Annotated in this window: 24 protein-coding genes; 23 read left to right on the top strand and 1 reads right to left on the bottom strand. The window is 47.5% G+C overall.

Going from position 1 to position 24819, the window contains the following annotated elements; all coding sequences use genetic code 11:
* Positions 1 to 16 precede the first annotated feature (16 nt).
* From Q0V21_RS12540 to Q0V21_RS12445, 20 genes are all read left to right on the top strand, one after another.
* Positions 17 to 1069, top strand: coding sequence for a helix-turn-helix domain-containing protein (locus tag Q0V21_RS12540; protein ID WP_079346902.1), 1053 nt, complete (start codon positions 17 to 19; stop codon positions 1067 to 1069).
* Between the two features lie 73 nt (positions 1070 to 1142).
* Positions 1143 to 1307, top strand: coding sequence for a hypothetical protein (locus Q0V21_RS12535; protein WP_167434746.1), 165 nt, complete (start codon positions 1143 to 1145; stop codon positions 1305 to 1307).
* Between the two features lie 154 nt (positions 1308 to 1461).
* Complete coding sequence (locus tag Q0V21_RS12530; protein ID WP_017689115.1) at positions 1462 to 1953, top strand: YajQ family cyclic di-GMP-binding protein; 492 nt, start codon at positions 1462 to 1464, stop codon at positions 1951 to 1953.
* Positions 1954 to 2274: 321 nt separating this feature from the next.
* A complete protein-coding gene (gene pgsA / locus Q0V21_RS12525) occupies positions 2275 to 2862 on the top strand; it encodes a CDP-diacylglycerol--glycerol-3-phosphate 3-phosphatidyltransferase (RefSeq protein WP_079346900.1) in 588 nt (195 codons plus the stop codon).
* A gap of 108 nt (positions 2863 to 2970) precedes the next feature.
* Positions 2971 to 4227 carry a competence/damage-inducible protein A gene (locus Q0V21_RS12520; RefSeq protein WP_079346898.1) on the top strand — a complete coding sequence of 419 codons (1257 nt, stop codon included), beginning with the start codon at positions 2971 to 2973 and terminating at the stop codon, positions 4225 to 4227.
* Between the two features lie 239 nt (positions 4228 to 4466).
* Positions 4467 to 5531 (top strand): recombinase RecA, encoded by a 1065-nt coding sequence (gene recA, locus Q0V21_RS12515; RefSeq protein WP_079346896.1) that lies wholly within the window; start codon positions 4467 to 4469, stop codon positions 5529 to 5531.
* A 325-nt stretch (positions 5532 to 5856) separates the two neighbouring features.
* On the top strand, positions 5857 to 6594 hold the full coding sequence (locus tag Q0V21_RS12510) for a regulatory protein RecX (RefSeq protein WP_301879209.1): 738 nt from the start codon (positions 5857 to 5859) through the stop codon (positions 6592 to 6594).
* A gap of 310 nt (positions 6595 to 6904) precedes the next feature.
* Complete coding sequence (gene rny / locus Q0V21_RS12505) at positions 6905 to 8446, top strand: ribonuclease Y (RefSeq protein ID WP_285079470.1); 1542 nt, start codon at positions 6905 to 6907, stop codon at positions 8444 to 8446.
* Between the two features lie 160 nt (positions 8447 to 8606).
* The gene (locus Q0V21_RS12500; RefSeq protein ID WP_024630289.1) at positions 8607 to 9401 is read left to right on the top strand and encodes a TIGR00282 family metallophosphoesterase; all 795 of its coding nucleotides are present in this window, start codon (positions 8607 to 8609) and stop codon (positions 9399 to 9401) included.
* A gap of 117 nt (positions 9402 to 9518) precedes the next feature.
* Positions 9519 to 9779, top strand: a complete 261-nt coding sequence (locus Q0V21_RS12495; RefSeq protein WP_019005392.1) for a stage V sporulation protein S — start codon at positions 9519 to 9521, stop codon at positions 9777 to 9779.
* A gap of 90 nt (positions 9780 to 9869) precedes the next feature.
* On the top strand, positions 9870 to 10856 hold the full coding sequence (locus tag Q0V21_RS12490; RefSeq protein ID WP_443145902.1) for a dipeptidase: 987 nt from the start codon (positions 9870 to 9872) through the stop codon (positions 10854 to 10856).
* A gap of 229 nt (positions 10857 to 11085) precedes the next feature.
* The gene (pduL, locus tag Q0V21_RS12485) at positions 11086 to 11658 is read left to right on the top strand and encodes a phosphate propanoyltransferase (protein ID WP_017689107.1); all 573 of its coding nucleotides are present in this window, start codon (positions 11086 to 11088) and stop codon (positions 11656 to 11658) included.
* Positions 11659 to 11965: 307 nt separating this feature from the next.
* On the top strand, positions 11966 to 13522 hold the full coding sequence (miaB, locus tag Q0V21_RS12480) for a tRNA (N6-isopentenyl adenosine(37)-C2)-methylthiotransferase MiaB (RefSeq protein WP_079346889.1): 1557 nt from the start codon (positions 11966 to 11968) through the stop codon (positions 13520 to 13522).
* A gap of 303 nt (positions 13523 to 13825) precedes the next feature.
* Positions 13826 to 14239: a YlbF/YmcA family competence regulator gene (locus Q0V21_RS12475; protein ID WP_443146410.1), complete on the top strand. Its 414-nt coding sequence runs from the start codon at positions 13826 to 13828 to the stop codon at positions 14237 to 14239.
* 250 nt (positions 14240 to 14489) lie between these two features.
* A complete protein-coding gene (locus Q0V21_RS12470) occupies positions 14490 to 14915 on the top strand; it encodes a PaaI family thioesterase (protein WP_301879196.1) in 426 nt (141 codons plus the stop codon).
* 58 nt (positions 14916 to 14973) lie between these two features.
* Entirely contained in the window at positions 14974 to 15777 is an 804-nt protein-coding gene (locus Q0V21_RS12465; protein ID WP_062326181.1) for an NUDIX hydrolase, read from the top strand.
* A gap of 64 nt (positions 15778 to 15841) precedes the next feature.
* Positions 15842 to 16411 carry a cysteine hydrolase family protein gene (locus tag Q0V21_RS12460; protein WP_301879194.1) on the top strand — a complete coding sequence of 190 codons (570 nt, stop codon included), beginning with the start codon at positions 15842 to 15844 and terminating at the stop codon, positions 16409 to 16411.
* A gap of 202 nt (positions 16412 to 16613) precedes the next feature.
* Positions 16614 to 18068, top strand: coding sequence for a nicotinate phosphoribosyltransferase (locus tag Q0V21_RS12455; RefSeq protein ID WP_301879193.1), 1455 nt, complete (start codon positions 16614 to 16616; stop codon positions 18066 to 18068).
* Positions 18069 to 18542: 474 nt separating this feature from the next.
* A complete protein-coding gene (locus Q0V21_RS12450; protein ID WP_301879192.1) occupies positions 18543 to 19562 on the top strand; it encodes an acrylyl-CoA reductase family protein in 1020 nt (339 codons plus the stop codon).
* Positions 19563 to 19630: 68 nt separating this feature from the next.
* Positions 19631 to 20191, top strand: a complete 561-nt coding sequence (locus Q0V21_RS12445) for a hypothetical protein (RefSeq protein WP_301249679.1) — start codon at positions 19631 to 19633, stop codon at positions 20189 to 20191.
* 41 nt (positions 20192 to 20232) lie between these two features.
* On the opposite strand, the gene Q0V21_RS12440 is transcribed toward Q0V21_RS12445, so the two are convergent.
* On the bottom strand, positions 20233 to 20751 hold the full coding sequence (locus Q0V21_RS12440; protein ID WP_094936471.1) for a MogA/MoaB family molybdenum cofactor biosynthesis protein: 519 nt from the start codon (positions 20749 to 20751) through the stop codon (positions 20233 to 20235).
* Between the two features lie 172 nt (positions 20752 to 20923).
* Here Q0V21_RS12440 and Q0V21_RS12435 point away from each other — a divergent pair, with 172 nt between their 5' ends.
* The 3 genes from Q0V21_RS12435 to argS all read left to right on the top strand — a co-directional run bounded on the left by Q0V21_RS12435 (position 20924) and on the right by argS (position 24818).
* Positions 20924 to 22057, top strand: coding sequence for a CobW family GTP-binding protein (locus Q0V21_RS12435; protein WP_301879551.1), 1134 nt, complete (start codon positions 20924 to 20926; stop codon positions 22055 to 22057).
* Positions 22058 to 22124: 67 nt separating this feature from the next.
* A complete protein-coding gene (locus tag Q0V21_RS12430; RefSeq protein ID WP_079346869.1) occupies positions 22125 to 22460 on the top strand; it encodes a four-helix bundle copper-binding protein in 336 nt (111 codons plus the stop codon).
* 627 nt (positions 22461 to 23087) lie between these two features.
* Entirely contained in the window at positions 23088 to 24818 is a 1731-nt protein-coding gene (gene argS, locus Q0V21_RS12425; protein WP_301879190.1) for an arginine--tRNA ligase, read from the top strand.
* Position 24819 lies beyond the last annotated feature (1 nt).

Below are 24819 nucleotides of genomic sequence, written 5' to 3'. Positions count from 1 at the left end.
ATAAGGAGGAGATGGCATGTCTGAACTGGGTCAGCAGTTAAGAGAGGCCCGGCTGCAAAAAGGGATGAGTCTTGACGATGTACAGGAAATGACTAAAATTCGCAAGAGGTATTTGGAGGCAATAGAGGCAGGAGACTACAAAGTGCTGCCTGGAAGCTTCTATGTGCGTGCATTTATCAAAACCTATGCGGAAACCGTGGGGCTGAATCCTGATGAGCTGCTGGAGGGACATAAGAAAGATGTACCTGCAGAAGAAACGGAAGCAACAATGGAGCCGGTTATTCAGAAGCGTTCAAGTCGTCCGGTAGAGCGCAGTAACCGCTGGATGTCTGTCGCACTGATGTGGACTTTCCCGGTGTTGATTCTTGTGCTGTTGTACGTGTACGTCGTGATGAACAAGGATGATTCCGATACACAAGGGCTGGATCAAACGAAGATCACAGACAGCCAGCAGCAGCCTCAAGATAAACCGGATGAGCCTACAGATAATGGTCAGGCTTCTAATCCTCCGGCTGAATCAGGTAGCGAAGGCCAGGCCGGTGGTAACGGTGGTGGAACGGCAGAGGGACAGGCCAATGAACAAACGGATGGTCAGACAGATGGACAAACAGATGGGCAAACGCCTGATGAAAATCAGGGGAACCCAACGGATGCGCCATCAACTGCTGTAACTGTTGCTGAAGACGGGAAATCAGGCAATATTACCAACTTTAAAGTGAACGGCAGCGCAGGACAGCCTGTGACGGTTACGATTAAAGCAACGGGGCATAGTTGGCTGGAAGTATACAAGGGCGAGAACTCTAGCGGAGAAAAGTTGGAGTACGGCAACACCGCTGAGGGAGACAGCTACACCTTCGAATTGGATAGTGCAGGAATGTACATCAAGTCGGGTTACGCTGCCGCAACTACAATTGAGGTTGCAGGGCAGGTTGTGACAGACGGAAAAGCGACGAACCGCATTCGGTTAAGACTTGGTGAGGATACGTCTTCCACTGGTACAACTGAAGGCACTACGACGAACGGAACAGGAAGCACTACCGAAGGAAGCTCTGGCACTGGCGGCGAATAACCAAAGTTTCTGCGGGAGACACTAACCTTGTCTTAACTTGCAGTCAACTTTTGGTGAAGTGAGGTGGATGGCTGTGACAGTCAGCTGGATCGTAACAGGTTTGGGGATCATTGTCAGCCTCCTGGGTTATTACTTGACTCCAACTGCCTGGGGTTACGGAATTTTGGGTTTTGGACTTGCACATGTGCTTCTGGGTGTGCTCGACATGTTCAGACAGCCTAATCGCAGCCGTTATTAGAATGGCAGCCGCACGGAAAGCATTTTTGGCAACCATCTCAAGTGGCGGCCAAAAATGCTTTTTTTTAATTTGAAAACCCTCATAAAATTAGACTTTTGCTTGGCGTATCCTCTATAATGTTACAGAACATATGATTACTGAAAGGGTGACTGGTTTGAGTTCAGAAAATTCATTTGATATCGTGTCCAAAATGGACTTGCAGGAATTGACAAATGCCGTTACACAAACGGAAAAGGAAATTGGCACGCGTTATGACTTCAAGGGCAGCAAGAGCAGTCTGAAACTGGATAAGGATGCGTTAACGATCGTATCTGATGATGAGACCAAACTCAAGGCTGTTATCGATGTGCTTCAATCCAAGATGGCTAAGCGGGGTTTACCTTTAAAAAACATTGATTATGCAAAAGTAGAGCCGGCTTCTTCAGGCACAGTCCGCCAGCGTTTGAATTTCAAGCAGGGAATTGATCAGGATATCGCTAAAAAAATCAATATTTTGATTCGTGACTCCAAGATGAAAGTGAAGAGTCAGATTCAGGGAGATCAACTCCGGGTAACAGGTAAAAGTAAGAATGATTTGCAAGCTGTGATGCAGTTGTTGAACGGCGCCAATCTACCTCTGGATCTGCAATATACAAACTTTAAGTAATATTTCCTCATTGTAGCTTGCATGTTTTTTGACACTGCAATTGGCGTATATTATACTAAGTGTGCATTGCTGGCAGATAAGCATCAAAGCCCAGTCATCATCGTTTGCTGACTTTGTGAAAAGCAGTACATCTTCTGAAAGTCACCGGAACGTTTAAAACGGTTTTGCGTTTGAACGGTTGACTTTATTTTTGCGTTTTTACATAGTGAGAGCACTTTAGTGCTGATTTGACAGTGAAACTGTAAATTTCATGTTCCGGATGATGAACACGGGATTAAGATGAATGTTTGGAGTAATGGAGGATAAGAGGGAGGGCGTCTTGTGAATTTACCCAACCGGATTACGCTTGCACGAATTTGCTTAATCCCTTTTTTGATGGTGTTCCTGCTCGTAGATTTTCCGTTCTATCCAGAGCCGTTGCAATTGGGGAGCTTATCGCTTCCGTATAATCAATTAATTGCTGCTGTTATTTTTATCATTGCGGCAAGCACGGATGGAATTGACGGCTATCTGGCGCGGAAAAATAATATGGTCACCAACCTGGGAAAATTGCTTGATCCGCTGGCTGACAAATTGTTGGTTACTGCGGTGCTGATTTCTCTTGTAGAAATGGGTAAGTTGGATTCCTGGATTGCCGTGGTCATTATTAGTCGTGAGTTTGCGGTTACCGGCCTGCGTCAGATTGCATTACTGGATGGTTCGGTTGTTGCGGCAAGTGCCTGGGGCAAACTGAAGACTGTCGTGCAAATTGTCGCGATTGTGCTGTTGCTGTTGAATAATTTCCCGTTCTCATTCACGGGTATTCACATGGACATTATCGCCGTTTGGGCAGCAGCAATTATTACGATTTGGTCTGGTATTGATTACTTTATCAAAAACAAAAATTTGCTTCATTTATCAAAGGTGTAACGGTTTGCGGTTAAATGGGGAAGCATGAAGAAATCATTTGTACGAAGGGCAATAGGAAATTATCCTATTGCCCTTTGATCACTCACCACGTGTACAGGAGGATGCTGAATGAAGGCAGAAATCATTGCAGTTGGCACAGAATTGTTGCTTGGACAAATTGTGAATACCAATGCCAGATATCTATCCCGTGAATTGGCTGCGATCGGGATTGATGTATATTTCCAAACGGTGGTTGGTGATAATTTAAATCGACTTAGTGACGCGATACGCATCGCTCAGGGTCGTGCAGATGTCATTTTATTTTCAGGAGGCATCGGTCCTACACAGGATGACCTGACTAAGGATGCGATCGCGGCGGTCTTGAACCGCAAACTGCATATAGACCGAATGGCTATGGACAAAATTGAGGGTTTCTTCCGAGATCGAAATGTAGATATGACGGAAAACAATCGTCGGCAGGCAATCGTTATAGAAGGCGGGACACCGCTGGCGAATGAAACAGGCCTTGCCGCAGGAAATGCGATCTCTGATAATGGTAAACATTATGTTGTGATGCCTGGACCACCGAAAGAGCTGATTCCCATGTTTGAACAGGAGGTTAAGCCTTGGTTGTTCCAGCATGTACTGACTGAAGAAATGCCCATTTATTCAAAAATGCTGAAGTTTGCAGGAATCGGTGAATCGGCATTGGAAGACCGGCTCCTTGATCTGATTGATACACAGACAGATCCTACCATTGCGCCGTATGCAAGTGAGGGAGAAGTTACGGTACGTGTATCCACAAAGGCTCCAAGTGAGAGTGAGGCGAAGCTGAAGCTGGATGCAATGGAAGTGCAGATCCGGGAACGATTGCCAGAGCATCTCTACGCGAACGAGGACGTGCCTATAGAGTACACAATTGTGACCATGATGTCTGATATGGGTCTGACCCTTAGCGCGGCTGAGAGCTGCACAGGAGGGCTCGTCATGCAGAGCCTGACATCAGTTCCTGGCAGTGCATCGATGCTTAAAGGCGGAATTGTATGTTACTCCAATGAAATTAAGGAAAAGCTGCTCCATGTGCCGCATGACTATCTGGAAGGTGAAGATGCACCGGGCGCAGTGAGCCCGGAGGTGGCCAAAGTGCTGGCAGAGCAGATTCGCATGATTGGGGATGCAGATTTCGGTTTGTCAGTTACAGGGGTTGCGGGACCTGGTTATTCCGAGCGCAAACCGCCAGGACTTGTATTTATCGCTCTGGCGGAGCGTGGTAAAGAGACAGAAATTCATGAACTGCGTATTAATGGCAATCGCGAGACGGTTCGAATCCGTTCAGCGAAAGCGATTCTTTACCGTTTGTGGCGTAAGCTTGTGGAGATGGACTAGTTCACAGCTCGGATTGCATTTGCTAAGCCAAGCAAGTATAATAAAGGAAGACGGAAGAACCGTAGAATCAGGCTTTACAGCCTTGTTTACGGTTCTTTTTTCTGTTTAATGGAAAGTTTCCTTGAGGAAGAGGCGCCTCGGCCTTCACAAAAAAAACGAATGTATGTTCGAAAAAAAGCTTGGCAAACGTGTTAAAACAAGGTATCATTATCTTATAAACAGTAAAGGGTGTGAGCTTATTGTCAGACCGTCGTGCCGCGCTTGATATGGCGCTCCGTCAAATAGAGAAGCAATTTGGTAAAGGATCCATCATGAAACTGGGTGAGTCGACTCACATGAATGTGGAAATTATACCCAGCGGTTCCTTGGCTTTGGATATTGCATTAGGAACAGGCGGCTTGCCTAAAGGCCGTATTGTTGAAATATATGGACCTGAATCATCTGGTAAAACAACTGTTGCATTGCATGCGATTGCTGAAGTACAAAGAGCGGGTGGACAAGCTGCATTTATCGATGCAGAGCATGCTCTTGACCCGCAATATGCAAGCAAACTGGGTGTTAATATTGATGAGTTGCTTCTGTCCCAGCCAGATACGGGTGAGCAAGGGCTTGAAATTGCAGAAGCGCTTGTACGTAGTGGTGCTGTGGATATTGTCGTTATTGACTCGGTTGCTGCCTTGGTACCAAAAGCAGAAATTGAAGGCGAAATGGGTGATTCCCATGTCGGTTTGCAAGCACGTCTGATGTCTCAGGCGTTGCGTAAACTGTCTGGTGCAATTAGCAAATCCAAAACCATCGCAATCTTTATCAACCAGCTTCGTGAAAAAGTCGGTGTTATGTTTGGTAACCCGGAGACAACACCTGGTGGTCGTGCCCTGAAATTCTACTCTACAGTACGTCTGGATGTACGTCGTATTGAGAGTATTAAATCAGGCAATGACATCATCGGTAACCGTACCCGTATCAAAGTTGTAAAAAATAAAGTGGCACCGCCGTTTAAACAAGCGGAAGTGGACATTATGTACGGTGAAGGTATTTCGAGAGAAGGCAGTATCATCGACATTGGTACAGAGCTGGACATCGTTAACAAAAGTGGTGCGTGGTACTCTTACGAGGGCGAACGTTTGGGTCAAGGACGTGAGAACGCGAAGCAGTTCATGAAAGAGCATGCAGATATTGCTCAAGTCATTGAGCAAAAAATCCGTGTAGCCAGCAACTTGACTACTGCAGTTCCTGTGCCTACTAGTGAAGATCAACAAAAAGAAGCGGCAGAAGAACAAGAATTATTTGAAATTAACGAGTAAGCCCTCTGGACTCCCAAAGCTAGCCTGATTGAGCTTGGCTTAATCTAGCTGCTAAGGTGTTGTGGTGTGTACTCTCGCTGTCCAACAGCCTCTGTCCGAATGGACAGGGGCTGTTGGCACGCTTACTTTTAGTGTGAGGCCGGACATTGTTTCCGGCCTTTTGTATTAGCGTTAGATGTCTTCCGTGAGATAGCAAAGCGTTTAGTGAAGCTGCGTTTCCATTGGAGACATGCTAGGCGTATGTGAAGAAGTCTTTTGTTTTGCTGTGTGCTTTCAATTAGGCCATGCAGTTCAGACACAAAATGATGTGGAAGGGGCGAACTGAATGGACCAACATGATGAGGAATTATATGAAGAAGCAGAACTTGAAGGAATATCGCAATTCCCGGATAACGAAGAACTTACCATTACACGGGTCGAACGAACGAAGAGCAGGGAAGCTCGTTACCGGATTACCTTTGGTTTATATTCAATCACGGTGCTTGAAGATGTAATGATTAAATATCGGATGACCCGAGGAAATACATTTTTGAAGAAGGACTTGGAAGATATCATTGTAGCGGATGAGCGACAGCGGACGTATGTGCAGTCTTTACGATATCTGGAACATAAACCCCGCACACGCCACAAATTAAGTCAGAAACTTCGTCAAAAAGAATTTGCTGCACCGTTGATTGAAGAGGCCCTGGATCGGCTTGAGAGGGAGAATTTGGTCGATGATGAACTGTTTGCGAAGGAATGGACTCGTCAGCGTATGGAGGGCCAGCGGAAGGGGAAACTGTGGATAAGGCAAGAGCTGCGTCAGAAGGGCATTGCCAGTGAGCTGATTGCTGAAGCGCTGGAAGGTATAAGTACGGATTCGGAATTTGAGACTGCTCTAACCGCCGGACGCAAAAAATGGAATCAGGTCAAAGGAGACATCAAGGAGAAGAAACGTAAAACGCTTCCCTTCTTGATGCGACGAGGTTTTTCCATGGATATGGTGCGTCGGGTCGTGAATTGTTTAATTGAAGAAGATGAGGCGGGGGACCCCGAAGATGACGAAGCATTGTTATGGGATTAGCAGACTGGACTCACTATACTGCATTCTCTTGACAATTTCTTTCGTCAAATACTAAAATGGACATGAGTCTGTAAGAAATGGACAACCCTTTTTCCTTCCAAAAAAGCGGTTTCTGTTTTTGAAGATTTATACCATTCATGATTATGGGTTTGCCGGAAACGGTGAATAGTGCGTGGAGACATGTACACTTGAAATGAAAATCGGCGGGGGATCGCCGTAAGTATTCGTTATTCCCAAAAATATGTAAGGTTTGAAAACTGCAAATTGACCCAAGGAATGCCTTGGAGGAACCAACGAGGAGGTGAACAGTATGCCAACTGCAATCATGATCGTTCTCGTTGTTGCCGCGCTATTCATTGGGTTCGGAGTAGGATATTTTATTCGCAAATCTCTTGCAGAAGCTAAGATCTCCAGTGCGGAAGAAGCTGCCGTACAAATCGTGGAGAACGCGAAGAAAGAGGCAGAAGCACTGAAGAAAGAAACGGTGCTGGAAGCGAAGGACGAAATTCATCGCATTCGCGCTGAAGCTGAAAAAGACACTCGTGAACGTCGGAACGAAATTCAACGACAAGAAAGACGATTGTTGCAAAAAGAAGAGTCGCTGGATAAAAAATTGGAATCGCTCGAACGCAAAGAAGAGCAAGTGGCTAACAAAGAGAAACGAATTGATGAGACACAGCAGCAGATCGAGATGATCTACAAAAACCAGGTGACGGAGCTGGAGCGCATATCCAACCTCACCATGGAAGACGCACGCAGTATCATACTGTCCAACGTAGAACAGGAAGTTCGTCATGAGACGGCTCAAATGATTAAGGACATTGAACAGCAAGCGAAGGAAGAAGCGGACAAAAAGTCCCGCGAGATTATTACACTCGCCATCCAACGTTGTGCGGCTGACCACGTGGCAGAGACAACGGTATCCGTTGTTACCTTGCCAAATGAAGAAATGAAAGGCCGGATTATCGGTCGTGAAGGACGTAACATCCGTGCGCTTGAAACCCTTACCGGGATTGACCTCATTATCGATGATACGCCAGAAGCAGTTATTCTGTCGGGCTTTGACCCGATTCGCCGTGAAATCGCCCGTACTGCCCTCGAAAAATTGGTGGCTGATGGACGTATTCACCCGGCACGGATTGAAGAGATGGTGGAGAAATCCCGCAAAGAAGTGGATGAGCGTATCCGTGAATACGGTGAGCAAGCTACCTTTGAAGTGGGCGTGCATGGTCTGCATCCGGACTTGATTAAAATTTTGGGCCGGTTGAAGTTCCGTACAAGCTATGGTCAAAACGTCTTGAAACATTCGATGGAAGTCGCTTATCTGGCTGGACTGATGGCTGGCGAACTCGGAGAAGACGTAACCCTGGCAAGACGTGCAGGTCTATTGCATGACATCGGTAAAGCGCTGGATCACGAAGTGGAAGGATCACACGTCGAAATCGGCGTGGAACTAGCGAAGAAATACAAAGAACATCCGGTTGTAATCAACAGTATCGCGTCCCATCACGGGGATTGCGAAGCGACTTCGGTTATTGCGATGTTGGTTGGCGCAGCAGATGCGCTCTCCGCAGCAAGACCAGGCGCACGCCGCGAAACGCTGGAAACGTATATCAAGCGACTGGAGAAGCTGGAAGAGATTTCGGAGTCGTTCGAAGGTGTCGAGAAATCGTACGCTATTCAGGCCGGACGCGAAGTTCGCGTTATGGTACAGCCTGAGAAAATCGACGATGCCGAAGCATTCCGCCTCGCGCGTGACATTACGAAGATGATTGAGAACGAACTCGATTATCCGGGTCACATCAAGGTCACCGTCATCCGGGAAACCCGTGCGGTTGAATACGCAAAATAGAGCATTACGGAAAAGTGGCCGCAGTAGTGGGCCACTTTTCCTGTTGATAGCCTGTTAAAGGCATTTTCATAATAAAATGATGAGCAAGAGATAGAGGTCCTGCGAAGTTTTGGATGCTTTGAAGAAGGCTGCGCTTGGTAGGGATTAAGGAGGCAGTAAAATGAAAGTTTTGTTTATTGGTGACATTGTAGGGAATGTGGGGCGTAAGGCATTAAAGGAAAACCTACCCTACCTCAAAACGAAGTATAAGCCACATGTAGTCATTGTAAATGGGGAAAATGCAGCGGCAGGCCGGGGCATTACCGGTGCAATTGCGAATGAATTTTTCAACTGGGGTGTGCATGGCATCACCCTTGGTAACCATACCTGGGACAATAAGGACATTTTTGATTTTATAGATGATGAACCTCGCATGATTCGTCCTGCGAACTTTCCTCCAGGAACACCGGGGCGCGGTTACACGGTAGTCAAAGGCGAAGGCAAGGAGCTGGCGATTGTCAATCTGCAAGGGCGTACGTTTCTGCCTGCTCTGGATTGTCCATTTCGCGTTGCCGATGAAATTGTGGATGAACTGCGTCAAGATCATAAATGCATTCTCGTCGATATGCATGCTGAAGCAACGTCAGAGAAGATTGCCATGGGCTGGCATCTGGATGGACGTGCATCGCTGGTCGTAGGTACACATACACATGTGCAGAGCAATGATGATCGTATTTTGCCAGGAGGAACAGCTTATTTAACCGATGCGGGCATGGTTGGCCCGCGTGACGGCATATTGGGTATGGAGCGTGAAGCGGTGCTTCGCAAGTTCTATACCCAGCTTCCGGTACGCTTTGTCGTAGACGATGGCAAGTGGCATTTCCACGGTGTTTTTGTGGAGATTGATGAAGCCACAGGTGCTGCAACGCGCATTGAGAAAATTCGTCTGATGGAAGACGAGTGGCGCATGGAATAGGGGTATTGTCTCATTTTGCAGGGAAACCCGCCTAAAAAGAAGGAATTTTTTTGCCTCCCGCGAATAACATCTAGTAAGTGGAAACAAACATTCAACATTCCCAGGGAGGTACTTACCATGGAAGTATTAAAAGTTTCAGCAAAGTCCAATCCCAATTCCGTAGCCGGCGCTCTTGCAGGTGTTCTTCGTGAACGTGGAAATGCTGAACTGCAGGCAATTGGAGCGGGAGCACTGAACCAAGCCATTAAAGCGGTAGCGATAGCCCGGGGATTTGTAGCACCAAGCGGAGTTGACTTGATTTGTATTCCAGCTTTTACAGACATTGTGATCGACGGCGAGGACCGAACGGCCATTAAGCTGATTGTGGAGCCCAGATAATACATGCACTTATGCATTGAACCTGTTTACGAAGTAGACAGGTTTTTTTGCGTTTTAATTCCATAACATAACCGAGTAGAAGGAGAGATTATGATGCACAACTGGCGAGTAGCCGATTTTCATTGTGATGCTTTGAGCAAAATACTGATGAACCCTAGCTTTCCATTTGAAAATGCTCCACAGCTGGATGTGAATCTGGAACGTATGAGGGCAGGTAACATTGGTTTACAGGCTTTTGCGGTCTATTTACCCGAAGTGCTTGGCAGAGGCAAGTTTGAACATGTAATGGGCCAGTTGGACATCTACCGAAAGCGAGTGGAGATATCCAAAGACCGAACGGAAGGCACGCATACATTGTTATGGCGAGAACAGCTTACGCAGGTAGGGCAGACGAACAGATCGTGGGGACTGCTTACACTGGAAGGTGTCGATGGGCTGGAAGGCAACCTCTTTTATCTGGAGTTATGTTATCAGATGGGTGTGCGGATCGTTGGGCTTACCTGGAATTATGCCAATTGGGCAGCTGATGGTGTATTGGAGAAGCGCGGGGCAGGGCTGACGGAGAAGGGCAGGGAGCTGGTTCACCTGTGTAACGAAATCGGCATGCTGCTGGATGTATCTCATCTGACCGAAAAAGGGTTCTGGGAACTTGCTGACCTTAGTAAGCGTCCTTTTATCGCCTCTCACTCCAACAGTTATGCCATATGCCCGCATGTCCGCAATCTGAAGGATGATCAGATTCGGGCCATTATTGCCCGGGAAGGACGTATTGGACTGACGTTTGTGCCTTGGTTTGTGAAGCAGGAAGGCGAAGTGCGTATCGAAGATCTGTTGCCACATATTGAGCAGATTTGTTCCCTGGGTGGGGAGCATCATCTGATGATGGGGTCTGATTTTGACGGGATATCTACGTATATTCATGAGCTTGAACATACCGGGCAATATCCGAAGCTAATTAATATGCTGCTCAAGCATTACAACGAATCACTGGTTCACGGTTGGATGTGGGGCAATGCGATGCGTTATTTAGGAGAAAACCTGCCGGAGAAAAACTTGAAGATGGAACATTCAAAATGATGAAGCTGTTGGTATGTTGGAGAGTCTTCTGAAGAAAACGGAATGGAAGCAGAAATGTCTATGTTACAGCAGTGAAATTACTAAATTCAGGATATAATGATTGCAAAATAAGTGTATTTCATGAATTTTCAGCAGTTCGTTTTCATTTCACTTCAAAAAGGGGTATAATACCATAGGATTGTTAAGAGCCTGTCTACAGGCCATAGATAAACAAGGAGTGAAATTCACAATGAGCAAAACAGTACCTGTGGGCGTATCTGCCCGTCACATTCATGTATCTCAAGAGCACGTTGAAATTTTGTTTGGTAAAGGCTATGAATTGACTGAGTTTAAACCTCTGTCCCAACCTGGACAATATGCTGCTAACGAAACCGTAGCGGTTATTGGTTCGAAAGGACAGTTTGATAAAGTGCGTATCCTTGGACCTGTTCGTCCTGAAACACAACTGGAAATCTCGATGACAGACTCTTTCGCTATTGGTGTTAAAGCACCTGTACGTGAATCCGGAAGTATCGAAGGTACTCCAGGCATCACAATTAAAGGACCTGCTGGTGAAGTTACCATTGACAAGGGGGTTATCGTTGCTGCCCGTCACATCCACTTCCATACTTCTGATGCTGCTAAATGGGGTATCGAGGACAAACAAATGTTGAAAGTTCGCTTGGGTGGAGATCGTGGTCTGGTACTGGAAAATGTACTGGCTCGTGTATCGGATTCCTTTGCACTGGACATGCATATTGATACGGATGAAGCTAATGCAGCTGGCGCGCGTAACGGCGATACTGCTGAAATCATCGACTAATCACATGGAACAATCTTCAGCCCTGACTATGGGGCTTGAATGAACGTATAAACCTGAGCATATCCACAGCGTCGCTACATTCGACCTGAGGATAGCTCAGGTTTTTGTGTGTTTTCGGGCTGTTCAGCAGACCTGCGCAGATTTCGGGATAGGCGAAGGGGCAGCGGCTTTGGATGTGGAACTACAGCCCAATTCATGTTATAATTTGCTGTAATGCTCTTTTGATGTATAAAGCGTGCAAATCACGTGAAACAAGATGAAATAACGATTTTTTATTAATAGAGGCTGTAAGGAGTGACCGAAGGAAATGGCTAAAGACTCAAAAAAGGATTACTCCCAATATTTTGATTTCTCCGATGCCAAAGTAATTTCGCAAGATGAATTCAGCAAAAAGATAAGAATCCGGGGCCGGGAGATTAACATCAAGTCGGAACCCAATCATCGTCAGGAGAAACAACGGGGCAAGGAAGACGTACAAGTGCTTTACGAAACGGCTGTTCCCGATGAACTGAAAAACGTGGGGAAAGGCAAACACTATATCGTATATACGTATGGATGCCAGATGAACGAGCATGATTCAGAGACCATCAAAGGACTGCTTGAATCGATGGGGTATCAGGCTACTGAGGATCGCAAAGAGGCAGATATCATTCTGTTAAACACGTGTGCAATCCGGGAAAATGCGGAAGATAAAGTATTTGGTGAGCTGGGCCACCTGAAAACCCTGAAAACTGAGCGTCCAGGCTTGTTGCTGGGTGTGTGTGGTTGCATGTCACAGGAAGAAGGCGTTGTGAACCGGATCATGCAGAAGCATGGCTTTGTGGATATGATTTTTGGTACACACAATGTACATCGGCTGCCACATCTGATTCAGGAAGCGCTGTTTAGTAAAGAAATGGTTGTTGAGGTATGGTCCAAGGAAGGCGATATCATCGAGAACCTGCCGAAAAAACGTGAGGGCATGCGCGGCTGGGTGAACATTATGTATGGTTGCGACAAGTTCTGTACATATTGCATCGTCCCGTTCACACGGGGGAAAGAGCGCAGTCGACGTCCGGAAGATGTTATTGCCGAAGTTCGTGAACTGGCAAGACAAGGCTTCAAGGAAATCACACTGCTCGGTCAGAACGTCAATGCCTATGGCAAGGACTTCACGGATTTGAAGTACAGCTTCGGTGACCTGATGGATGATATCCGCAAAATCGATATTCCACGAGTCCGGTTTACGACCAGCCATCCACGTGACTTCGATGATCATCTGATTGAGGTGCTTGCGAAGGGCGGGAACCTGGTGGAACACATCCATCTGCCTGTGCAGTCTGGCAGCACGGAAGTGCTGAAACGTATGAGCCGCAAGTACAGTCGGGAACACTACCTGAAGCTTGCTGACAAAATCAAAACTGCGATTCCGGATGTCGTGTTAACCACGGATATTATCGTTGGTTTTCCGGGAGAGACGGAAGAACAGTTTGAAGATACGCTGTCACTGGTCAAGGAAGTCGGTTACGACTTTGCCTATACATTCATCTACTCTCCGCGTGAAGGTACACCTGCTGCGGTGATGGAGGACAACGTGCCAATGGAAGTGAAGAAGGAACGTTTGAAACGCTTGAACGAGACGATCAATGCATACAGCCACAGCAGCAATGAAAAACAGCGTGGCAAGGTCGTTGAAGTGCTCGTCGAAGGCGAGAGCAAACGGAATTCCAATGTTCTGGCAGGGCGTACACGCAGCAACAAGCTGGTGCATTTTGAAGGACCTAAAGAGTTGATCGGTACTTTCGTACATGTGGAAATCACCGATCCAATGACTTTCTATATTCGGGGCAACCTGCTCTCAGAGCCAGTAGCCGCCAATCAGTAATACACAAACCTAATAAGATGAATGTCTTTTTGCACTTAGCGGGTTACGGCCTAGCGTAGCGAAGGTGACGGAATCGATTCTGCAGAAGCGAAGCGTTCGCCTTTGTCTCCAAATTTTAACCACAGACCATTACAATCTGAAAAATTTGGAGACAAAAGCGATCGAAAGAACGATCCGTAACCGCAGCGGTCACTCAAGCAGTCAACTAAGCTTAGTGCAACATCGAGTATTCATCTTATATCATCTCATAGAATGGAGCGATTTCGAGTGGCGCAGGAAGAAGTGCAGTACAACCAGTATGGAATGCCTACCTACGATACGCGCAATCTGGTCATACGCGACGACATTATGGGAAAAGCCAAAGAATTGGCTGATATGCTTGGAACGAGCGAGGAAGTGAAGCAGTTCCAACAGGCAGAGTCCAAAATTCGTGATCATGAACGCATCCAGCAATTAATCGCAACGATCAAGAAGAAACAAAAAGAAATCGTTGCTTTTGAAAGCTTCAAAAATGCAGACATGGTCAGCAAAATTGAACAGGAAATTGAGGATCTGCAGGAAGAGCTGGACAGCATTCCGCTGGTTACGGAGTTCCAGCAAAGTCAAAGCGATATCAATTATTTGCTTCAGCTTGTTATTTCTGTAATTCGGGATACCGTCTCCGAGAAAGTGAACGTGGAGGCAGGAACGGATTCACCTCCGACCAGCTGCGGGTAAATGAAGTGAAGGGTGCGGACGCAGTCCGTACCTTTTTTGATCATATCATGCTCCACGATGTGGGGTTATTTTGTGTGGTGGGCTGTTCAAGACAACTTCACTGGATAAGACCTGTTCCGTAAGAGCAGGCTTAATAATAATGACGAAGCACTTTAGACCAACTACGACGAGAAACAATGCTGGGAATCATCATCATAACAACATACATCATGGGCTTTATACTTAAAGTGCACTAAAGGGGAAATCAATAATGGGTATTTTGGACAAAATGGTTGAAGAAGGAAACGGAAGATTTTGGGGCTTTCTCGGTTGTCGTTTTATTAAAGGCGACGGAAAAGAAGTTCAGATCGCGCTGACAGCGGGCGAACACCACACCAACTCCATGGGGATTATTCATGGTGGTGTGTTGACATCCCTGATGGATCAGGCGATGGGCATGGTAGCTACAGCCGCAATGGAGGTAGACAGTTGTGTGACGACCAATTTGAATGTACATTTTTTGGCACCTATGAGACAAGGCGAATTAATCGTGACGTCCACAATACTGCATCAGGCTGGCCGCAGTGTAACGGCACAATCCGAGGTACGTGATGCATCGGGTACATTGGGATGCATGGCAACCGCAACATTCCGCGTAGTGCGGGCAAAAACGCCAAGCACGGAATCTCAAGGTTGACAAAAGATATTATTATGTCATAATGAAAATATCAAAATGAGAATAGTCGGTGGTGCCCATGAGCGAAAACTACGAACAATTCAATGCTGAAAGCGATGAACAGGCAGCACGTGCCTATAGTTCCAAGAAATATCGTACCCCCGATGGTGTTCCCGCAGATATCGTCATGTTTACCTTGACCAAGCGGGAGCGCAAGACGGTAACCAAGACACTTCCCATTCGGGAGTTGAAGGTGATGTTGATCAAACGCAAAGGTTGGCCTTTTGCCGGAAGATGGGCATTGCCAGGTGGATTTTGTCAGGAAAATGAATCCATCTATGGTGCTGCAAAGCGCGAGTTAATGGAAGAAACAGGTGTGGATGGCGGACATCTGGAGTATTTGAATGTATATAGTCAGCCTGGACGTGACCCCAGAGGATGGATTATCTCACATGCGTTTTTTGCGCTGGTAGAGGAATGGATGCTGGAACACCGTCAGGCTGCGGATGATGCCGAGGATGTGGGATTGTTTACAATTCAGGAAGCCTTGCAAGAGCTTGAGCTTGCCTTCGATCACCGGACAATTATAGAAGATGCGTACCGACGTATTCAGCAGCAAATGCTGGAAACGACGATTGCACGACAGTTCCTGCCTCGTGACTTTACACTAAGCGAGCTATACCAAGTGATTCAGAGTGTTGTACCTGATTTTGAAGAGCCAAACTTCATTCGTAAGATCACTTCAACTCGCAGTCGTAAAGGCATTGTGGAAGAGGTTCGGGATGAGGAGGGCAACCTGTTAAGCTCCAATCAGTACTCACAGCGTCCGGCCCAGTTATATCGCTTTACGGAGCTTGTACCTCGTCTTTCGATTTATACTTAATTTGCAAGGGAATCATAAAGGATTGAATCAGGATCAACCTATTCTCAAAAAGGGAGTGTGGACGATGAAAGCACTGATTGTAATCGATTTTACACGTGATTTTGTGACAGGTTCGTTGCCTGTAGGGCAGCCTGCTGTGGAGATCGAAGAGACGATCGCAGCAATAACGGAGGCTTATTGCAATAATAAGCATGAGGTTATTATGGCTGTGGACTTGCATGAAGAGAGTGATCCTTACCATCCGGAAACGGTCCTTTTTCCGCCCCATAACATTAGGGGTACGGAGGGAAGACAGCTTTATGGTCGTCTGGCTCAGGTTATGGAAGAACGGAAAGCTCAGATCCGATGGATGGATAAAACAAGATACAGCGCATTCTGCGGTACAGATCTGGAGCTGCGACTGCGTGAACGTGGAATAACAGACATTACACTGATCGGTGTATGTACGGACATTTGCGTACTGCACACGGCAGTGGATGCTTATAATAAAGGTTTTCACATAACGGTATATGAAGATGCCGTAGCGAGCTTCAATCAAGCGGGACATGATTGGGCGCTTGGGCATTTTCGTTCCAGCCTTGGGGCTCAGGTGATCAAAGCGAGCGATACCGTTCTCGCAGGCCTGAACCTGTAAACGAACCTTTGATCCTATCCCTCATATCCTGTTAAAACAACTGTTATGTTGCTGGGGAATATGGTGAATAGGAATAAACCGGAGACTTATGCAATGGTACGTTTACCAGAATCATGAATCATGAGCAATGAGTCTCCACATGTTGACCCGTGTCTGCAGGCTGGGCCTGCGGCACAAGCGGAAGTCAGAGAGGATGAGACAAATGCAGACGACTAGCCTGGCTTTACATACGGATAAATATCAAATCAATATGATGTACGCCCACTGGGTGAATGGAACTCACAAACGGAAAGCGGTGTTTGAAGCCTATTTCCGCAAGCTTCCTTTTGGTAACGGATATGCCGTATTTGCCGGATTGGAACGGATTGTGAATTATATCAGCCAGCTTCGTTTTACAATGGAGGACATCAAATATTTATCCAAACAAGAGGAAAATTACGATCCTGTCTTTCTGGAAGAGTTGCTCCAGTTTTCATTTCAGGGGACGATTCATTCCATGAAGGAAGGGGCGATCGTTTTCCCTGATGAACCGCTCATTCGGGTAGAAGGCTCCATTATGGAGACACAACTGGTGGAGACGGCGATACTTAACTTCATGAATTATCAGACGTTAATTGCAACCAAAGCTTCCCGGATCAAGCAGGTGGCGAATCAGGACACGTTGCTCGAATTCGGAACACGACGTGCACAGGAAGCCGATGCGGCCATTTGGGGCGCGCGTGCCTCGTATGTGGCCGGATTCCATGCTACGTCCAATATGCTGGCTGGAGAGCGCTTCGGAATTCCGACAGCAGGAACACATGCCCATTCATGGGTGCAAAGTTTTATGAGTGAGCAGGAGGCGTTTGACGTCTATGCCAAAGTGCTGCCAGATCAAGTGACACTGCTGGTGGATACCTTCGATACATTGAACAGTGGTGTTCCCCATGCCATCAACACAGCCAAGAAGCTGGAGAGCCAAGGCAAAAAGATGAACGCAATTCGTCTGGATAGCGGTGACCTTGCGTATCTATCCATTCAAGCCCGGCAGATGCTGGACGACGCTGGACTGGATTACGTCAAGATTGTAGCTTCCAACGACCTGGATGAAAATACAATTTTCAACCTTAAAGCTCAGGGAGCTCGCATCGATACATGGGGAGTGGGTACACAGCTAATTACCGCTTCCGACCAGCCTTCTTTGGGTGGTGTGTACAAATTGGTGGAGCGTGAAGTGGACGGTGTCATGCTGCCTACAATCAAAATCTCGGCTAATCCCGAAAAGGTCTCCACACCAGGTAAAAAAGAAGTCTTCCGGATCATTGATCCGAAACATGGCAAAGCGATTGCAGATTATATCTGCTATCCAGGAGAAGAACAGCCGCTACAGGGCGGTCCGCTCAAGCTGTTCAACCCGCTACATCCTTATTTGAAAAAGACGGTAACCCGCTACGAAGCAGTGAATATGCTGGAACCGATCTTTGTGAATGGGCGCAAAGTGTATGAACTGCCTACCCTGGATGAGATTCGCAGTTATCACCGGGAGCAGATGGATCTCTTCTGGCCTGAATATCTACGTAAACTCAATCCTGAGATTTACCGTGTAAATATCAGCCCTGCGGCCTGGAATATGAAGCAGAAGCTCATTGCTGAACACGTGCAATCCACCGAAGAATAAATCAAGTATGGGGCATAACCGGAAGGAAGAAAACCGGGTTATGCCCTTTTGGTTCCCACTTTCTCAGCATTGTGTGTCCAACAGGACGAGGGACGGTGTGTCAAACATCATGGACAGACTGCACATGAACTGAGGTATACTGTACCTTCCAACGGACGCAGGCTCACTAGGAAATGAAGCAATTATTTCTCGGGAAAGCGCAGGAGACGCCAAATCCCGCATCATTCCGAGCTTGCCTTTCGACATAATCCATCGCTGTGACTGTTTCAACCGTGTATCGGTCGGGGATGAAAGAAAGAGGAGATGCAAGGAACCTTGGCTCCTGACCGTATTTTCGTGGCTTGGGATTTATCCGGCGATTTTCGCTTGAAGAGCTTGAGTTTGACGGATTCCCCACTTATGTTGAGCTGAAGGCGAACAATTCACCAGGTGAATAGAAATATATGTAAATTACAACCAAGGAGAGGATATCAAATGGAAAATACGTTTCCGGCCTATGTCGTACGTAAAGAAGAACAGGGTGGCCTGAAGGCTGCTATGGAGCAGCTGACGAAAGAAGATTTGCCTAATGGTGACGTAACTTTACAGGTTCAATACTCAAGCGTCAATTTTAAAGATGGACTCGCCACAAAAGAAAAGGGTGGTGTGGTTCGAGAATATCCGATCGTGCCGGGAATCGATCTTGCAGGGATTGTAGAGGAATCCGTGAGCGGTCGGTTTGCCCCTGGGGATCGGGTGATCAGCACAGGCTTCGAGCCGGGCGTGTCTCATTTTGGCGGGTATAGTCAATATGCGCGTCTACGCAGCGAATGGCTCGTTCCTCTACCACATGGACTCAGTGAGAAGGAAGCGATGGCGATTGGAACGGCAGGCTTCACGGCAGCACTTTCGGTAGATGCTTTGCTGCGGGCTGGAGTGACTCCGGAGATGGGCAATGTTCTGGTGACAGGAGCTACCGGAGGGGTAGGCAGTATGGCGGTGGCTATTCTGGCGAAGCTGGGATTTGAAGTGACTGCAAGTACAGGCAAAAAGGATCAACAGGAGCAGCTGCTTCGGAATTTGGGTGCTTCTCATGTCATTTCCCGCGAAGAAGCGGATGCGCCAGCCAAGGGTGCAATGGGCAAACAGCTCTGGGCAGGAGTAATTGATCCTGCAGCAGGTCCTGCACTGGCTGAGCGTCTGAAACAGATTCAATATGGAGGAGCTGTCGCCGTATCAGGATTAACCGGAGGAGCTGCCTTCGAGTCCACCGTATTTCCGTTTATTTTGCGGGGGGTTCAATTGATTGGGATTGATTCAGTCTATTGTCCGATGGAACGACGGGAACGGATATGGAAGCTGCTTGGCGGAGAATGGAAGCCGGATCGTGCACTTGAGCTGGGGATTCAGGAAATCTCATGGGCACAGCTGCCTCAGACACTGGAGACGATCCTTAAGGGCGGTGCCGTAGGTCGTACTGTGGTCAATACAATGTCTGAGGTGCCTGCCGAATAAGATTCTTTTCCCCTAGACATGCTAACTCTACCTGAGAGCGTCACGGTGCATGTGGCGGGAAAGGAAGGATGAGTATGCGTGATAGCGGAAAAGGATTGCACCCTAACTCTGGACGTGTGAAGTCTGCCCTGTTCAGTGCAATTATGGTGATGTGTGTATTATCCCTAGTGGCTTGTTCAGCATCATCTGTTGAGCAGGAGCGGAAAATATATACCCGACAAGCGACGGATGAAGGCATTGTACGGGCAAAGAGCCAGGGCCACGGGTTAAACGGTCGATTGATTCAGGAGCTGGATGACGCTTTTGCTGCAAAAGGCATCAAATTGATGAATAACATGTTCGCAGACGACGGTGAGGGAGGAATCTCTTATGTGTATCTGTTGAATGGAAGTGGCAGGCATATTGTAAAGGTCCACATTTTCAGTGATGTCGGTACACGAATTGCCCGGATGAATGAAATGTATGGTAATGATAGCGATGAGGCTGTAATGGAAAATGTTCTTGGCAGAACAACGATTCGCAGCAAAGATTACGTTTCATTGGTCTATACGGCTTCAGGTGGAGAAAAGGATGATTATGAAGAGGATGTCATGCAGGTATTCCAGCATGTGCTCGAGCAGCTGAAGTAATGGACTCTCCTAAAATAAACCCGGAAAACCCGTCTGATCTTTCAGACGGGTTTATATATTTCACGCATGACATGCCTAAGTTCCGGCAAAATAAGCTTTTCCATTGCCAGTTTGACCGCTCCCTTGGAGCCTGGCATGGAGAATACGGCTGTGCGCCCAATCGTTCCGGCAACCGCCCGGCTAAGAATGGCAGCAGAACCGATATCCTCGGTATAACTGAGGAAGCGAAAAATTTCTCCAAAGCCCGGCAGCTCCTTATCCAGTAGTGAGGATACCGCCTCGTAAGTCGTATCACGGGGGGCTATTCCGGTTCCACCGCTGAGCAGCACGGCTTCGATATCGTCACGAACCGCTGCATCTTGCAGGATGCTTCGAATGGTTTCGGTCTCATCCGGTGTAATGATATAATCGACGATCTGATAGCCTGATTTAGTCAGCAGCTTATGCATAAGCTGCCCGCTTGTATCCGTGTCCTTGGTGCGGGTATCCGAAACGGTTACAATCATGCAGGATACCGTGTCAGGTGCTTCCTGACGATGTTGTTCCACTGAATTGGTCATAACCCATCCTCCTCCAATCAACATGTTCTCATAGCATAGACCATTCAGTAGATGGAGGCAATGGACGTATAGAGAAGAGAAGGTCAGGATTGCGCAAAGATTGCAGGATAGTGTACACTCGCTAGGATAGAGATAGACCAGTTTCATTGGACAAACAGAGAGGTGAACTATGATGAGTGAATTAAAAGTAAATGAATCATCCATACCTGTATATATATTGTCAGGATTTTTGGGAAGTGGCAAAACGACACTGCTTGTTCAATTGATCGAACATTGGCAGCAACAGGGTCTCCGACCCGCAGTGGTCATGAATGAATTGGGTGAGGTCAACCTGGATGGTCAGATGGTGGATTCTAGCGTTCCGATGACAGAAATGTTGGGAGGATGCATCTGCTGTACCGTGCGCGGTGACTTGGGGCTGCAACTTGCGGATCTCGTGCAGGAGGAATCGCCAGATGTCATTATCATCGAAGCAACGGGAGCGGCGAACCCGATGGAGATATTGGATGCAGTAACGGAAACTTCACTCTATATGCGACTGGAGCTGAAAAGCCTGATTACCGTGGTGGATGCCGCGCATCTGTCAGGACTGTACCAGGAGCAGAAGGGACAAACCTTCAAGCTGATGCAGGAGCAGATTCGCTGTGCTTCGGTACTTCTTCTGAACAAAACGGATCGGGTGAATGAGCAGCAGCTGGCAGATTTGAGGGACCTGTTAACACGCTGGAATGGTTTTGCTCCCGTCATCCCTACGGTGAAGTGTGAAGTCGATATGGATGTGCTGCTTCGTAGTGGAGATAACGTACATGCCTATCAATCTGTCGATGAAACGAGTAAAGACGCGAAAAAGGAACAGCACGTTCATTCCGAAGCTGGTGCAGAGCATGGCTGCAGCCATGAACATGAACATCATGAGCATATGGATCATAATCACGAAGCCCATCAACATTCCGTCGTGAATGTCCATGGTCATTCTCATGATCACGACCATAGTCATACACATCCCCATGCTTCGCACGAGCATGTCATGGTGTACACCCACTATTTCACCCAGCCGGTGAACAGTGAAGCTTTTGAGCGTTTGATTGCTGAGTTACCACGGGATGTGTACCGGGCAAAAGGGATTTTATCTTTTAGTGATACGTCCAGTCGGTTCTGGTTCCAATATGCTTATCGGGAATCGGATTATATGAAGATCACGCCTCAAGGTGATGTGCCGAACGTAGCTGTGTTTATAGGTGAGCACTTTGATCAAACGGTCATTCGCAACCAATTGCTGGAATTAGAAGCGATAAATGAGTCTTAATGATTCAAGGTTCCTCCAGACGGGGTATTAAGAAGCATAGCAAACTTAGTCTGGGAGGTAACTTTAAATGACACAACAACAATATCAGCAATGTATCGATGCTTGCCTGGAGTGTATGAATGCTTGCAACGTATGTTACATATCGAGTCTGAAGGAATATGATCTGGCAATGTTGCGTGATTGCATTCGTTTGGATCGGGAATGTGCAGAAATCTGCAGCTTTGCTGCTCAAGCCATGACACGCGGAAGTGATTTTATCTCCGAAATTTGCGAGCTGTGTGTGAAGGCATGTGAAGCTTGTGCTGCTGAGTGTGGCAAACATGAACATGATCACTGTCAGGCTTGCGCGGAAGCTTGCCGCAAATGTGCAGAGGCTTGCCGTATGATGGCCGCAGTAGCGTAAATATAAACTCAATTAAATTAAACATACAAAGCCGAGTAATCTGCATGATATTAGGCTGATCCCCTCATAGTAGGAAACGAAATAAGGACATCGGACGGATGGACTTCAACGTTGCCTGCTGGAGGGGATTTTTACGAATACAGCAGGGTAAGAATCTTTACAATTCGATGGTGAGATCAACTATCGCCAGCAGGGCCTTCATTGGCAAATGCATGTAACAGGTTGCCAAAGCAGATTGTGATCTGTATAATGATGGCAATGAATTGAAACGATGAATATCCGTGATCGGGAGAGTAGCCAGAATTCATGCATGACAGCGAGCCGGGGCAGGTGGAAGCCGGTATGACATGACCTGAGTGAAGCGCACCCGTGAGATGGTTGTCCGAAGCAATGCCTGCATTCTTGAGAGGGTGCAGAGCATGGACTAGAGGGCAATCCGGCAGGCGGCCGTTAATCGCACCGAGCGGAGCAGGCTGGGAATGTATATCAATGTGTATTCACGACCTGCTCACCTAGAGTGGTACCGCGGGAACTGTGAAGAGCAGCTCTCGTCTCTGATATAGAGACGAGGGCTTTTTTTGTTCTCGATATTACGGCTAAATACGATAATGAATAGGAGTGTTCAACATGTTGATGAAACAGGCAGCAGCACATATTGCTCCCTTAACGGGACTGGAGCAAGAAGAGGTGTTGAGATTATTGGAGGTTCCACCACAGGCGGAGCTGGGAGATGCGGCGTTTCCCTGTTTTACTTTGGCCAAGTCACTGAAGAAAGCGCCTGCAGTGATCGCGGCGGATATCGCAACTGGATTACAGACAGTTGGGCTGGATGCTTCACCAGCAGGACCCTATGTGAACATACGTTTCAATCGGGAAGATCTGGCTCCGAAGCTGCTGCAAGAACTGGGACATCAAGCATTTGGCAAGCTGCAGCTGGGTGCAGGTGCACGTGTCGTAATCGACATGTCGTCGCCCAACATTGCCAAGCCGTTCGGAATTGGTCATCTGCGCTCCACCGTGATTGGGGCAGCATTGTATCGGTTATATAACGAGGCAGGCTATACTTCGGTCAGTGTGAACCATCTGGGCGATTGGGGAACGCAGTTCGGCAAACAGATTGCAGCCTACAAGCGTTGGGGTAATGATGAAGCACTACAGGCTGAGCCGATTCGGACATCATTGGAACTGTATGTGCGTTTTCACGATGAAGCGGAGAATGATCCATCTCTGGAGATGGAGGCAAGAGATTGGTTCCGCAAGCTGGAGCAAGGGGATGAAGAGGCGCAGCGGTTATGGGCCTTTTTTGTAGAGGTGAGCATGAAAGAATTCAACCGGATGTATGAGCGTTTGAATGTACAGTTTGATCATACGCTGGGTGAAAGCTTTTATAATGACAAGATGGGTGCGGTGGTCGAAGAACTGAAAGGCAGAGGGTTGCTGGAAGAGAGTGAAGGGGCTTTGGTGGTACGTTTGGAGGAGGAGAATATGCCGCCATGCCTGATTATCAAAAAGGATGGGACCACCATCTACCCAACGCGGGATTTGGCAACAGCAGTTTATCGTCATGATGTGATGAAGGCGGATAAAATGTTGTACGTGGTCGGGGGTGAGCAGAAGCTTCATTTCCGTCAGGTATTTGCGGTATTATCCCGGATGGGGTACGCGTGGTCTGAGATTTGTGAACATATTCCGTTTGGTTTGATGCGTTTCGAGGGACGGAAGATGTCTACCCGCCGGGGTAAAGTCGTCTTCTTGCAGGAGGTACTGGATGAGGCGGTTGCTCGGGCATTGCAGATTATCCAGGAGAAAAATCCGAATCTGCCAAATCCGCAGGAGGTTGCGGAAGCGGTGGGTGTAGGTGCAATTGTATTTGGTGATCTGCGTAATAACCGGTTGAACGACGTCGATTTCTCGCTCGAAGATGCGGTGAGCTTTGAAGGGGAGACGGGACCTTATGTGCAATATACACATGCCCGGATTAACAGTGTTCTTGCGAAGGCAGCAGAGGTAGAACGCGTGGAAAATGAAAACCATTCGGAAGAGGCTAACAGCATAAATGCTGCAGCCATCACCGAGAACAAGCCAGTCATTGTCGGTGACACTTCTTGGGCATTGCTGAAACTGCTGGCGGATTATCCGCAGCATCTGGAAAAATCAATTCATCGCAACGAGCCTTCGGTCATTGCCAAATATGCGATCGATGTTGCCCAAGCCTTCAACCGCTTCTATCATGCAGAACGGATTGCCGACGCGCCGGCTGACGTGAAACCCTTCCGGGTGGCGCTAACAGAGCGTACGGCGGAGCGTCTGGCCTACAGCCTGTATTTACTTGGGGTCCAGGCTCCTGAACGGATGTGAC

Source organism: Paenibacillus sp. 11B (assembly GCF_030487755.1).
Taxonomy (GTDB): Bacteria; Bacillota; Bacilli; order Paenibacillales; family Paenibacillaceae; genus Paenibacillus; species Paenibacillus vandeheii.
The sequence above is the reverse complement of the archived record's forward strand: the minus strand, read 5'-3'. Positions and strand labels throughout refer to the sequence as shown.